This is a genomic window from Mycolicibacterium sp. HS_4_1 (assembly GCF_054515875.1).
Genome location: NZ_CM137261.1, coordinates 2126611 through 2139296 on the forward strand (window position 1 = coordinate 2126611; position 12686 = coordinate 2139296).

Genomic DNA, 12686 nt, shown 5'->3' on the forward strand with positions numbered 1-12686 from the left:
GAGGCGTTGCAACGGATCCCGGTGTCCCGGTGTCCGCCACGCTCGGCAGAGTTAAGGACGCCTTCCGTACTGGAAGGAACGTATGTGACTGCCGCCCCGGTTGATACTTTCGTGCCGAACATTCGCCCGGACTGCACCGACGAGCTGACGGCTGCGCTGGGTCAGCGGATCATGGTCATCGACGGCGCTATGGGCACGGCGATCCAGCGCGACCGCCCCGACGAGGCCGGATACCGCGGCGAGCGGTTCAAGGATTGGCCGAGCGATCTGGTCGGCAACAACGACCTGCTCACCCTGACGCAGCCGCACATCATCGAGGGCATCCACCGCGAGTACCTCGAGGCGGGGGCCGACATCCTCGAGACCAACACGTTCAACGCGAACGCGATCTCGCTCGCCGACTACGGCATGGAAGAGTTCAGCTACGAGCTCAACTATGCCGGCGCCGCCCTGGCCCGCCGGGCCGCCGACGAGTTCAGCACCCCGGAGAAACCGCGCTATGTCGCCGGTGCCCTGGGACCGACGACGCGGACCGCGTCGATCTCGCCGGACGTCAACGATCCGGGTGCTCGCAACGTCTCCTATGACCAGCTGGTCGCCGCCTACTTCGACGCTGCCAGGGGCCTCGTCGACGGTGGCGCCGACATTCTCATCGTCGAGACCATCTTCGACACGCTGAACGCCAAGGCCGCGATCTTCGCCATCGAGACGCTGTTCGAGGAGCGTGGACGCCGCTGGCCGGTGATCATCTCGGGCACCATCACCGACGCGTCCGGACGGACGTTGTCCGGCCAGGTCACCGAGGCGTTCTGGAACTCGATCCGGCACGCGAAGCCGCTCGCGGTGGGTCTCAACTGCGCCCTGGGCGCGCCCGAGATGAGGCCGTACCTCGCCGAGATGTCGCGCATCGCGGACACTTTCGTCTCCTGCTATCCGAATGCCGGTCTGCCCAACGCCTTCGGCGAGTACGACGAGTCCCCGAAGCGTCAGGCCGGCTACATCGAGGAGTTCGCCGAGGCCGGCCTGGTGAACCTGGTCGGCGGGTGCTGCGGCACGGCGCCGCCCCACATCGCCGAGATCGCCAAGGTCGTCGAGGGCAAGGCTCCCCGCGAGCTGCCGGAGATCCCGGTGGCCACCCGGCTTTCGGGCCTGGAGCCGCTCAACATCACCGAAGATTCGCTGTTCGTGAACATCGGTGAGCGCACCAACATCACGGGCTCCGCCCGGTTCCGCAACCTCATCAAGGCCGAGGACTACGACACCGCGCTGTCGGTCGCGCTGCAGCAGGTCGAGGTCGGTGCGCAGGTCATCGACATCAACATGGACGAGGGCATGATCGACGGCGTCGCCGCGATGGACCGGTTCACCAAGCTGATCGCGGCCGAGCCGGACATCAGCCGCGTCCCGGTGATGATCGACTCCTCGAAGTTCGAGGTCATCGAGGCCGGCCTGAAGAACGTGCAGGGCAAGCCGATCGTCAACTCGATCTCCATGAAGGAGGGCGAGGAGAAGTTCATCCGCGAGGCGCGGCTGTGCCGCAAGTACGGCGCCGCCGTCGTCGTGATGGCCTTCGACGAACAGGGCCAGGCCGACAACCTGGAGCGCCGCAAGGAGATCTGCGGGCGCGCCTACCGGATCCTGACCGAAGAGGTCGGTTTCCCGGCCGAGGACATCATCTTCGACCCGAACTGCTTCGCGCTGGCCACCGGTATCGAGGAGCACGCGACCTACGGCATCGACTTCATCGAGGCCTGCGCCTGGATCAAGGAGAACCTACCCGGGGTGCACATCTCCGGCGGCATCTCGAACGTGTCGTTCTCGTTCCGCGGCAACAACCCGGTCCGCGAGGCCATCCACGCGGTGTTCCTGTACCACGCCATCAAGGCGGGCCTGGACATGGGCATCGTCAACGCCGGTGCCCTGGTGCCGTACGACTCGATCGACCCCGAACTGCGGGACCGCATCGAGGACGTTGTGCTGAACCGGCGCGAGGACGCGGCCGAGCGGCTGCTCGAGATCGCCGAACGGTTCAACACCAAGGGGGAAGAACCCAGCGACGCGGCTGCGGCGGAGTGGCGATCTCTGCCGGTCCGCGAGCGCATCACGCACGCTCTGGTCAAGGGCATCGACGCGCACGTCGACGCCGACACCGAGGAACTGCGCGCCGAGATCGCCGCCGCGGGAGGGCGGCCCATCGAGGTGATCGAGGGCCCGCTGATGGACGGCATGAACGTCGTCGGTGATCTCTTCGGCTCGGGCAAGATGTTCCTGCCCCAGGTCGTGAAGTCGGCCCGGGTGATGAAGAAGGCCGTTGCCTACCTGTTGCCGTTCATCGAGACGGAGAAGGCCGAGAACGGCACTTCCGGGGCGAGCGAAGCGACGGGAAAGGGCAAGGCGTCCAAGGACACCAACGGCACCATCGTGATGGCGACCGTCAAGGGCGACGTCCACGACATCGGCAAGAACATCGTCGGGGTTGTCTTGCAGTGCAACAACTTCGAAGTCATCGATCTCGGTGTGATGGTGCCGGCCCAGAAGATTCTGGACGCCGCCAGGGAACACAACGCCGACATCATCGGGCTGTCGGGCCTGATCACGCCGTCGCTGGACGAGATGGTCAACTTCGCCGTCGAGATGGAACGCGAAGGCCTCGAGATCCCGCTGCTGATCGGTGGCGCCACGACCTCGCGCGCCCACACGGCCGTGAAGATTTCGCCGCGCCGCAGCGGTCCGGTGGTCTGGGTCAAGGACGCGTCGCGCTCGGTGCCGGTCGCGGCCGCGCTGCTCGACGACAAGCAACGGCCGGCCCTGATGGAGGCCACCGAGAAGGACTACGCCTCGTTGCGCGAACGGCACGCTCAGAAGCACGAGCGGCCGATGCTGACGCTGGAGAAGGCCCGCGCCAACCGCACTCCTATCGAGTGGGACGGCTACACGCCGCCGGTGCCGGCCCAGGGCGTCGGCGTTCGGGAGTTTCTCGATTACGACCTCGCCGAGTTGCGCGAGTACATCGACTGGCAGCCGTTCTTCAACGCCTGGGAAATGAAGGGCAAGTTCCCCGACATCCTCAACAACCCGGCGTCGGGCGAAGCCGCCCGCAAGCTGTACGACGACGCCCAGGAGATGCTCGACACCCTGATCAAGGAGAAGTGGCTGCGCGCCAACGGCGTGATCGGTTTCTTCCCGGCGAACGCGGTCGGCGACGACATCGAGGTCTACACCGATGAGGCCCGCACCGAGGTGCTGACCACGTTGCACAACCTGCGGCAGCAGGGCGAGCACCGTGACGGGATCCCGAACAGGTCGCTGGGCGACTTCATCGCGCCGAAGGACACCGGTCTGGCCGACTACGTCGGCGCCTTCGCGGTCACTGCAGGGCTGGGCAGCAAAGAGAAGATCATGGAGTTCAAGGCTGCCCTCGACGACTACAGCGCCATCCTGCTGGAGTCCCTCGCCGACCGGCTCGCCGAGGCGTTCGCCGAACGGATGCACCAGCGGGTCCGCGAGGAGTTCTGGGGATACCGGCCCGACGAGCAGCTGGATAACGAGGCGCTCATCGGGGAGAAGTACGTCGGCATCCGCCCGGCACCCGGCTATCCGGCGTGCCCGGAGCACACCGAGAAGACGACGCTGTTCGGCCTGCTGGACGTCACCGAGCGCACCGGCATCGAGCTGACCGAGTCGATGGCGATGTGGCCCGGCGCCGCCGTCAGCGGCTGGTACTTCTCGCATCCGCAGTCGCAGTACTTCGTCGTCGGGCGGTTGGCTCAGGATCAGGTGGCCGACTATGCGAGGCGCAAGGGCTGGACCCTGAAGGAAGCCGAGCGCTGGCTCAGCTCCAACCTCGGCTACAACCCGGAGGACTGAGTTCGCGTGCGAGCTGTGCTTTTTGACATGGACGGCACGCTCGTCGACTCGGAAAAGCTGTGGGACGTCGCGATGCACGCCTTTTATGCCCGAAAGGGCGGGGTGTTGACCGATGCCGTGCGGGAGACGACGGTCGGCGGCTCGGCAGAGAACGTCATGCGCATCGTCTACGACGATCTCGGCCTGGACCCGACTCCGGAATCCATGGCCGAGTCGGCGGATTGGCTGCACGATTACACCGGTGAGCTGTTCGAGCGGGGGCTGCCCTGGCGGCCGGGTGCGCAGGAGTTGCTGGAAACGTTGGCCGCCAGCCGGATTCCGCTCGCTCTGGTGACCAACACCCGCCGCACGCTGACCGAGCAGGCACTGAAAACCATTGGTAGTCACTACTTCACGGTGACAGTCTGCGGCGACGAGGTGCCCGACGGGAAGCCCCATCCGGCTCCGTACCTGCGAGCTGCGGAACTACTCGGGGTTGCGGCGGAGGACTGTCTGGCGATCGAGGATTCGGTGACCGGTGCGCAGTCCGCGGACGCTGCCGGATGCGTCGTGCTCGTCGTCCCGAACGACGTCGCGGTTCCGGACGGACCGCGTCGCCGGCATATCGAGTCGCTGGCCGGGCTGGAGGTCGCCGACCTCTGGAACATCTACCACGAAATGTGTTCGTAGCTGCCAGTTCTGGTCCTGAGGCGGGGTCTGCTGTGCGATTGTTGACGCACACCACGCAGCGCTGCGAAAGGACGTCAGATGTCCCATGGCCCGGTCGGCGACGACACTTCGGCGATGTTCGACGACGAGGAGTTCGACTCCGGCCACAGCGCCGTGCGCATCGCGTCGGTAGCGGCACTGGGTGGTCTGCTCTTCGGATATGACAGTGCCGTCATCAATGGTGCGGTGAAGTCCATCCAGCAGCACTTCGCGATCGGCGACAAGTCATTGGGTATCGCCGTGGCCTCGGCGCTGCTCGGTGCGGCTGTCGGTGCCATGACGGCCGGCCGGCTCGCCGACCGGATCGGTCGAATTTCCGTGATGAAGCTGGCCGCCCTGCTGTTTCTGATCAGCGCCATCGGGGCGGGCGTCGCCACCAGCGTCGAGATCCTCATCGCGTTCCGCCTCATCGGCGGCCTCGGTGTGGGCATCGCATCGGTGATCGCTCCGGCCTACATCGCCGAAACGTCACCCACGAGCATCCGCGGCCGGCTCGGGTCCCTTCAGCAGCTGGCCATCGTCAGCGGCATCTTCCTGTCGTTGGCCGTCGACGCACTGCTGGCGCACCTGGCCGGTGGTGCGAGCAACATATTGTGGCTCGGCCTGGAGGCCTGGCGGTGGATGTTCATCCTGATGGCCATCCCTGCCGTCGTATACGGGCTGCTGGCCTTCACCATTCCCGAGTCGCCTCGTTACCTCGTTGCCACGCACCGGATTCCGGAAGCTCGCAAGGTGCTCACCACCTTGCTCGGGACGAAGAACCTGGAGATCACCATCGGTCGCATCCAGCAGACGCTCGATGCCGAACAAAAGCCGTCCTGGCGCGACATGTGCAAGCCCGGCGGTGGGCTCTTCAGCTTCTACGGCATCGTCTGGGTCGGTCTGGCGCTGTCGGTGTTCCAACAGTTCGTCGGCATCAACGTGATCTTTTACTACTCGAATGTGCTGTGGGAGGCCGTCGGTTTCGACGAGGGCTCGTCGTTCCTCATCACCGTCATCACCTCGGTCGTGAACATCCTGACGACCGTGGTGGCGATCATGCTGATCGACAAGATCGGCCGCAAACCGCTGCTGCTCATCGGCTCGGCCGGGATGACGCTGACGCTGGCCACCATGGCGGTCATCTTCGGCATCGCCCCGCAGATGAACGGGGTACCGCAATTGAGCGGCGTCGAAGGGCCCATCGCGCTCGTCGCCGCCAACCTGTTCGTGGTGGCGTTCGGTATGTCCTGGGGACCGGTCGTGTGGGTGCTCCTGGGGGAGATGTTCCCCAACCGCATCCGCGCCGCGGCGCTGGGTCTGGCCGCAGCCGGCCAGTGGGTTGCCAACTGGCTGATCACCGTCAGTTTTCCCGAACTGCGCAGCATGCTGGGCGTCGCCTACGGCTTCTACGCGCTGTGTGCCTTCCTGTCGCTGGTGTTCGTCGCCAAGTGGGTGCGAGAGACCAAGGGCGTTGCGCTGGAGGATATGCACGCCGAGCTGATGGCGACGTAGGGACAGAATCCGGATGCCGCTCTGATGGAATCTCCACCAGACGGCCGATGTGGTCGCTCTTGCCCCGCCGCAGTGCGCTGTTTTGGCCGGCTTGGTCCACAGACGTGCGGCATCGACGGCGCGACTTGGCACCGGATGGGCGGGCGTCATTGAGCGCCGAATCACTGCGGCGCACTGTCTGTTTCACCGTCACCATCGCTATCTTCGCCCTCCGTCGGATACAGCGTCGGGTGGTGATACTCGTTCGTCCGGGGTTGGCCGACGTCGAGTAGTGGTGGTGGGGTCCAGTGGGCTCTTCCGTCGGGGCCCATGGTGGTGCTCCAGCCGCCAGCGTGGGCGGCTCGGTTGTCGCAGCCGCAGGCCAGGGTGAGGTTGGTGATGTCGGTGGGGCCGTCGTCGCGCCAGTCGGTGTTGACGTGGTGGGCTTGGCAGCGCGAGGCGGGGGCGGTGCAATTGGGTTTGGTGCAGCCGCGGTCGCGGGCGAAGAGCATGATCCGCTGCCCGGTGGTGGCGGTGCGCCGGGCCCGACCTAAATAGAGGGGGATGGTGGTGTGCTGTTCGAATACCGCGAGGTAGTGGTAGGCACCTTGCCCGGCCATCCGGATCAGATCGCGTACCGGCAGGCGGCTGCCCGTATGAGTGACGGCGATTCCGGCGCCGCGTTCGAGTTCCTGCACCGTCGTGGTGGCGACGACCGTGACGGGCAGGCCGTTGTGCTCGCCTAATTGCCCGGTGGCCAGGATCATCCGGCCCACCGCTTCGAACGCGTCGTGCTGGCGCTGTGCCAGGGTGCGGGTGTCGTTGTCGATTTGGGCTTGGGTGGGTGTGCCGGAGATGCAGGGTTCGGGGTCGGTGGGGTTGCACATCCCGGGGGCGGCCAATTTTTCGAACAACGCCTCCCAGTAGGCCCGGGCTTCCGGATCGAGGCTGGCCTTGACTTCCGAGCGCCCATCGGGCTGCTGTTTGCCCATGACGAAGGAGCGTTTGGGGTCGGGTTCGTGGTCGTCGGGTTCGGGGCCGTCCTGGTCGAGCCGGTACAGCAGGTCGGCGGCGGCTTGCGCAGGTCCTCGGGGGTTTTGTAGCGGGCTGCGGCGACCAGGTCGCGTTCGCACTGCGCCAATGTGGCCGGGTCCAGCCACAGCGGCACGTTGGTGAAGAATCCGGTGATGACCGCGATGTGCTCGGTGTTGATGGCGCCGTCGGCTTGGGCGGCGGCGACCAGGTCCCACACCGGGCCCAGGGGTTCGCCGGTGATCGCCGACCGGGGCCCGAGGTGGTCGGCGTCGCGGATCCGGCGGCGGGCTTCCTCGCGGCTGATGCGGTGCCGGATATGCAGGACTTCGGGCCAGTCTTTGGCGCCGATGTCTTTGGCGGTGGCCTGGGTCTGGGCGGCGGCGAGGATCTGGTGGTCGACCGCTTCGGCGGCGCATTTGAGGGTTTCGCGGCGGGACTGCAACTCCAGCAATGTCCGCACGTCCAGGCCGGTGTAGTCCAGGGACGCGACCCGAGCCAGGACCGCGTCGAGGTCGGCATAGACCTCCTCGACAAGGCTGCTGGCAATATCCATACTTCGAACACTAGTTCGATGCACCGACAATTCGCTGTGACGAATGTGGCCCTAGTTACCTAATGTGACCAGCGCAAACAAAGTGACCAAAGTTTTTCCGTGTGCGGGCGCCGAGCTGCTGGAACGCCCCGGGCGGCCACGTGCACAGTGCAAGTCGTCAGCGTGAAACAATTACAGCCCGTGAAGACCTTCGATGCGCTATTCGCCGAGCTCAGCGAGCGAGCGCAGACCCGGCCGGCCGGCAGCGGAACCGTCGCAGCGTTGGACGCCGGGGTGCATCATCTGGGCAAGAAGATCATCGAAGAGGCCGGCGAGGTGTGGATCGCCGCTGAATACGAGAGCGACGACGAGCTGGCCGGCGAAATCAGCCAGCTCCTGTACTGGACGCAGGTATTGATGATCAAGCGTGGCCTGACCCTCGACGACGTCTACGGCAAGCTGTGACCGGCGCATCGTCCAACGGCCTGCTCCGCGTCGCCGTCCCGAACAAGGGCGCGCTCAGCGAGTCGGCCGCCCACATCCTTTCCGAGGCCGGATACCGCCGTCGCACCGATCCCAAGGATCTGACGGTCGTCGACCCGGTGAACAAGGTCGAGTTCTTCTTCCTGCGGCCCAAGGACATTGCCATCTACGTGGGGTCCGGGCAGCTGGACTTCGGCATCACCGGCCGCGATCTTGCCGCTGAGTCGATGGCTCCCGTCAGCGAGCGGCTGGCGCTGGGCTTCGGGTCGTCGACGTTCCGGTACGCCGCGCCTGCCGGGCGGGACTGGACGGTCGCCGACCTGGCCGGCAAGCGCGTCGCCAGCGCCTACCCCAACCTGGTGCGTAAAGACCTGGCCGACAAGGGGATTGAAGCCACCGTGATCCGCCTCGACGGCGCGGTGGAGATTTCGATCCAGCTCGGCGTGGCCGACGCGATCGCGGACGTCGTTGGCTCCGGCCGGACATTGGCACTGCACAACCTGGTGGCCTTCGGCGAATCGCTGTGCGATTCGGAGGCAGTGCTGATCGAGCGTGCCGACGTCGCGCCCGACCACGCGCGCGACCAGCTCGCCGCCCGCATCCAGGGCGTCGTGTTCGGGCAGCAGTACCTGATGCTCGACTATGACTGCCCCCGCAGCGTTTTGGAGCAGGCGACGGCCATTACGCCGGGCCTGGAATCGCCGACCATTGCACCGCTGGCGGATGCCGACTGGGTCGCGGTGCGCGCTCTGGTCCCGCGCCGCCAGGTCAACGCCATCATGGATGAGCTGGCAGCCATCGGGGCCAAGGCGATCCTGGCGTCCGATATCCGGTTCTGTCGCTTCTGACCGGTGCCGGTGTTAGCGTCGCCGTAGGTTCGCCCAACCTGCACTTCCGACTGGAGGGTTACGTGACGCAAGCGCTGGTTCTGCTGTTCGCCTTACTCATCGGTGTGGTTGCGGGCCTTCGGGCGCTAACTCCACCTGCCGTTGTCGCTTGGGGCGCCAAGCTCGGTTGGCTGCCGTTGGTAGGCACGTGGGCCGAATGGGTGGGTCACTGGATTACGGTGACGGTGCTGACGGTCCTGCTGGTGGTCGAACTCATCACCGATCAGCTGCCCAAGACTCCGGCGCGAACGGTGCCATCGCAGTTCGGGGCCCGGCTGCTCACCGGCGCGTTCGCCGGTGCGGTCATCGGCGCCGGCTGGCACCACACGTTCATCGGCATGGGGGCCGGAATGATCGGCGCGGTCATCGGGACCATGGCGGGTTTTCACGCTCGCCGAATCCTGGTGGCGCGCAACGGCGGACGCGACCTGCCGGTGGCGATCGCCGAGGACGTCATCGCCGTTGCCGGCGGTTTCGCGGTAGCAGCCGTCGTGCTGAGTGCGATCGGTCCGTATGTCGCCTGAGGCCACGGCATTCGACGCCATCATCGTCGGCGCAGGGCAGGCAGGTCCGCCGCTGGCCGGCCGGCTCAGCGAAGCCGGCCAGACCGTCGCCGTTGTAGAGCGAAAGCTCGTCGGCGGCACCTGCGTGAACTACGGCTGTATCCCGACCAAGACGCTCGTCGCCAGTGCCTACGCCGCACACCTAGCCCGCCGCGGTGCCGAATACGGCATCGGCACGGGCGAAGTCACGGTCGACATGGCAAAAGTCAAGGACCGCAAGGACGGGATCGTCACTGCCGACCGGGACGGAGTCGAAAGCTGGCTCGAGGGGCTGGACGGCTGCACGCTGCTGCGCGGGCACGCGCGGTTCGTCGACCCGCACACACTCCAGGTCGGTGACCAACTGATCACCGGCAAGAGGATCTTCCTCAACACCGGAGGCCGGGCGACCGTTCCCGACATCCCCGGCCTCGCCGACGTCGACTACCTCACCAACGTTGGCATCCTCGAACTCGACACCGTGCCAGAGCATCTCGTGATCATCGGCGGAAGCTACATCGGTCTCGAATTCGCGCAGATGTTCCGCCGGTTCGGTGCCGAGGTCACGGTGGTCGAACGCGGACCGCGGCTGGCCTCCCGCGAAGACGACGACGTCTGCGCCGCCATCAAAGACATCCTCGAACGTGAGGGCATCACCATTCACCTGGACGCCGACGACATCCGGGTATCGCGCGACGGCGACGGCGTCGCGGTCAGCACCGGTAGGGCCATCGTGTCGGGATCGCACCTGCTGGTCGCTGTCGGCCGGATACCCAACACCGACGATCTGGGCCTCGAGAAGGCCGGAGTGGCAATGGACTCCAGGGGATACGTCACCGTCGACGATGAGCTGCGAACCACCGCCGACCACATCTGGGCCATGGGGGACTGCAACGGCAAGGGCGCGTTCACCCACACGTCGTACAACGACTTCGAGATCGTCGCGGCGAATCTGCTCGACAATGAACCGCGCCGGGTCAGCGACCGCATCCCCACCTACGCGCTGTACATCGATCCGCCGCTGGGCCGGGCCGGCATGACCGAGGCCCAGGTGCGGGCGTCAGGACGAAAAGCGTTGGTGGGTAAGCGTCCGATGACTCGTGTCGGCCGGGCGGTCGAAAAAGGGGAGACCCAGGGCTTCATGAAGGTCGTGGTCGACGCCGAGACCAATCAGATTCTCGGCGCGTCCATCCTCGGCGTCGGCGGCGACGAGGTGGTGCACTGCATCCTCGACCTGATGGCCGCGAAAGCTCCATACACCACCATGACGCACACAGTGCACATTCACCCGACGGTCGCCGAACTGGTGCCCACCATGCTCGAGGGGCTCAGGCCCCTGCGGTAACGGCCTCCGTAATAGCCTGCGCCGCAGCGCGTCCGGCGACCAGTTGTCGGGTGACGTCGGCGACCCGCCGGCCCAGGTGCTCGCAGGTCGTGACGTCCGCGGGGTGCACTTGGTCGGGGTTCGCGTCGACGTCCGTTGCTGCCGCGGCACCCAACCAGAAACCCAACCGGTTGAGGTCACTCTCACTGGCGGCGGAGTGATTCCACCCGGGGCCCAGGCCCAGGTTCACCCAGTGCATGTGATGCTGTGCGGCGAAAATCGCCAACGAAACAAGCGAATTGAGCTTGTCGCCACTCTTGGAACCCGAGTTGGTGAAGCCTGCCGCGACCTTGTCGCCCCAGGTGCCCTGCTGGCAGCGCCGGCCCGTCTGCTCGGCGAACATCTGGAACCCGGCCGACACATTGCCCATGTAGGTGGCGGTGCCGAAGATGATCGCGTCGGCCGCGTCGAGGGTCTGCCAGTCGTCGTCAGTGAGATCGCCCAATCGGATGGGGGTGACGGCCGCGCCCGCGGCCCGGGCTCCGGTCGCGACTGCCTCGGCCAGAACCGCGGTGTGTCCGAATCCAGACTGGTAGACGATCACCACAGACGGGGTAGCATGAAAAGCATTGTCCGACATCATCTTCTCCTAAGCGCTCGGGGTTGCGGGCGGGGCTTCGAGCGGGCTGTGTCCGGCGATCTCCGCATATCGCTCCAGCCAGCCGGGGAGTGGCGTGCCATCGAGTAGTGCCTGCAACCGGTCGAGGAAGGCCTGCGTGCCGGGCCGGAATCCGTTGGCATTGGGCACCCCGAGGCCGCGATGGGTCATCCGGAGCAGCGTGCCGGTGCCGTCGGCGGTGAGTTCGTAACGGACGACGCCGGGTTCGACGATCTGCTGGTGCCATTCGTGCTCGAACACGTGCGGCGGATCCCAGACGAGGATGCGGCCCGTCATGCGCTTCATCTCCGGCGGCACGGGCGGTCCGGAGGCGACCGTTTCGATCGAGCCGCCCTCGCGGCCGTCGATGACGGTCTTGCCCATCCAGATGTCGCGATGTGCGGGCTCGGTGATCGCGGCCCATACCCGCTCGACGGGATGGCGCAGGCGACGTTCGAATGTCAGCGTCGCGCGGTCGCCGTCGACGGTGACGACGCCCTCGAGTTCATGGGCTGTCATGTTCCTCCTTGAATGTCGAATCCAGATGACGCTCAAGGGCATCCAGATGGTTGGTCCAGTAGCGGCGGTAGCGTTCGATCCACTGATCCATCGCGACGAGGCCGTCGGCTCGCAGCGCGTAGATACGTCGTTGGGCGTCGGGCCGCACCTCGACCAGTCCCACCTCGCGCAACACCCGGAGGTGACGGGAAACCGTCGGCTGGGTGAGGCCGGGGAGGGTGGCGACGAGTTCGCCTGCCGTGCGCTCACCTTCGGCGAGTGCGTCGAGCAGGGCGCGCCGGTTCGGTTCGGCGACCGCTTCGAAGACGTCCATGCGGGCAAGTATGCCCACACATCTATATAGATGCAAATGAATATTCGTGACCCTTCGGCTCAAGCGAGGACTACACCGCCAATGGCGAGCGTCGATTGATCGGCCATGGCAGCGTCTCTCGACAACAGTCGGGGGAGATGGCAGCCACTTGTGCGGTCTATGGCTCAAAAGTGGCACAAGAGCCGAACTCGGGCACGCGCCGTGGTCGTGCTACTGCCGGCAGCCACCAGCGTGTGGGTTCGGCTCCCAAGCCGGCAGCATTGACGGGCAAACGACCGCTGCCGAATCGCGCTGGTACGAACTCAGCTACGAATAGGGCAGAAAGTCACAACATTGGAACAATCG

General features: G+C 66.0%; 10 protein-coding genes and 1 pseudogene. 7 read left to right on the top strand and 4 right to left on the bottom strand.

The genetic code is table 11. The features are described from left to right. Positions 1–84 precede the first annotated feature (84 nt). The 3 genes from metH (at position 85) to ACX12F_RS10115 (ending at position 6069) form a co-directional block, all read left to right on the top strand. The gene (gene metH / locus ACX12F_RS10105; RefSeq protein WP_459369436.1) at positions 85–3867 is read left to right on the top strand and encodes a methionine synthase; all 3783 of its coding nucleotides are present in this window, start codon (positions 85–87) and stop codon (positions 3865–3867) included. A 6-nt stretch (positions 3868–3873) separates the two neighbouring features. Then, positions 3874–4536: an HAD family hydrolase gene (locus ACX12F_RS10110; RefSeq protein WP_459369437.1), complete on the top strand. Its 663-nt coding sequence runs from the start codon at positions 3874–3876 to the stop codon at positions 4534–4536. Positions 4537–4614: 78 nt separating this feature from the next. Next, positions 4615–6069 carry a sugar porter family MFS transporter gene (locus tag ACX12F_RS10115; RefSeq protein ID WP_459369438.1) on the top strand — a complete coding sequence of 485 codons (1455 nt, stop codon included), beginning with the start codon at positions 4615–4617 and terminating at the stop codon, positions 6067–6069. Between the two features lie 161 nt (positions 6070–6230). On the opposite strand, the pseudogene ACX12F_RS10120 reads toward ACX12F_RS10115, so the two are convergent. Beyond that, a pseudogene (locus tag ACX12F_RS10120) lies at positions 6231–7636 on the bottom strand (HNH endonuclease signature motif containing protein). 162 nt (positions 7637–7798) lie between these two features. Here ACX12F_RS10120 and ACX12F_RS10125 point away from each other — a divergent pair. The 4 genes from ACX12F_RS10125 (at position 7799) to ACX12F_RS10140 (ending at position 10872) form a co-directional block, all read left to right on the top strand. Further along, the gene (locus ACX12F_RS10125) at positions 7799–8080 is read left to right on the top strand and encodes a phosphoribosyl-ATP diphosphatase (protein ID WP_043401046.1); all 282 of its coding nucleotides are present in this window, start codon (positions 7799–7801) and stop codon (positions 8078–8080) included. Between the two features lie 20 nt (positions 8081–8100). Beyond that, on the top strand, positions 8101–8946 hold the full coding sequence (hisG, locus tag ACX12F_RS10130; protein ID WP_459370299.1) for an ATP phosphoribosyltransferase: 846 nt from the start codon (positions 8101–8103) through the stop codon (positions 8944–8946). 62 nt (positions 8947–9008) lie between these two features. After that, positions 9009–9509: a DUF4126 family protein gene (locus ACX12F_RS10135; protein WP_459369439.1), complete on the top strand. Its 501-nt coding sequence runs from the start codon at positions 9009–9011 to the stop codon at positions 9507–9509. Then, on the top strand, positions 9499–10872 hold the full coding sequence (locus tag ACX12F_RS10140) for an FAD-containing oxidoreductase (protein ID WP_459369440.1): 1374 nt from the start codon (positions 9499–9501) through the stop codon (positions 10870–10872). The genes ACX12F_RS10135 and ACX12F_RS10140 overlap by 11 nt, the downstream gene beginning before the upstream one ends. Here the strand turns inward: ACX12F_RS10140 and ACX12F_RS10145 are convergent. From ACX12F_RS10145 to ACX12F_RS10155, 3 genes are read right to left on the bottom strand one after another with little or no spacing between them, the layout of a single operon-like run. After that, a complete protein-coding gene (locus tag ACX12F_RS10145) occupies positions 10856–11491 on the bottom strand; it encodes a flavodoxin family protein (protein WP_459369441.1) in 636 nt (211 codons plus the stop codon). The two genes, ACX12F_RS10140 and ACX12F_RS10145, sit on opposite strands and share 17 nt — an antisense overlap. A gap of 9 nt (positions 11492–11500) precedes the next feature. Continuing rightward, a complete protein-coding gene (locus tag ACX12F_RS10150; protein WP_459369442.1) occupies positions 11501–12028 on the bottom strand; it encodes an SRPBCC family protein in 528 nt (175 codons plus the stop codon). Continuing rightward, positions 12015–12341: an ArsR/SmtB family transcription factor gene (locus tag ACX12F_RS10155; protein WP_459369443.1), complete on the bottom strand. Its 327-nt coding sequence runs from the start codon at positions 12339–12341 to the stop codon at positions 12015–12017. The genes ACX12F_RS10150 and ACX12F_RS10155 overlap by 14 nt, the downstream gene beginning before the upstream one ends. Positions 12342–12686: the final 345 nt, after the last annotated feature.